At 43.8% G+C, this 619-nt stretch carries 1 protein-coding gene and 1 pseudogene; both read left to right on the forward strand.

What is annotated here, in order from left to right; translation table 11 throughout:
• Positions 1-218, forward strand: a pseudogene (cysB, locus tag CIK04_RS28810) (HTH-type transcriptional regulator CysB); the annotation flags it as partial.
• A gap of 59 nt (positions 219-277) precedes the next feature.
• Positions 278-598: a hypothetical protein gene (locus CIK04_RS28815; RefSeq protein WP_325205970.1), complete on the forward strand. Its 321-nt coding sequence runs from the start codon at positions 278-280 to the stop codon at positions 596-598.
• Positions 599-619: the final 21 nt, after the last annotated feature.

The raw sequence follows: 619 nt of genomic DNA on the forward strand, positions 1-619 counted from the left end.
ATAAAGATCTGGTCTCGATCGATGCGAGCCACTTATTTGGCGCAAGTACCACCAGTATCGGCTTCCGCCGAGGTACGTTCCTACGTTCATATATGTTTGATTTTATGGAAAGATTTGCCCCTCATTTGACAAGGCCAGTAGTAGAACAAGCGATCTCGTTGAAATCAAATGCTGAGATTGATGAAATGTTTAAAGACATCGTTCTTCCCGTTCGTTAAAGCGCTTTCCTCCACCGCTTCTTCCCCCTAAAATAGCGTCGTCAATTTTAGGGGGATACATGCAAAAACAATTTCAATTGCTCGATGAATGGCTTACTGAGCACCAACGATTCTGGCGTTTTGAACCATTTCATCAAAGTTTGCATGAACAACTTCCTTGGGTAGACACGCATCCTGACATGTGTGCGTGGTTAAACTCGCTCTCAGTGCAAGAGTTATCACAATACAAACTCGATCCCACTAGTTTGATTACAGATCTTGGCAGGTTTATTCCAGATAGCAAAACGGTATTAGCGAACATTGCATTGGCACCACACTCGACAACGACCATAAAACTCGCTGAGCGTTTTGACGTCGGAATCCCAGGATCGAAAACTTAAGCAAATTGAAGCAATGGGCTC

It is taken from the genome of Vibrio sp. 03_296, assembly GCF_002265885.1.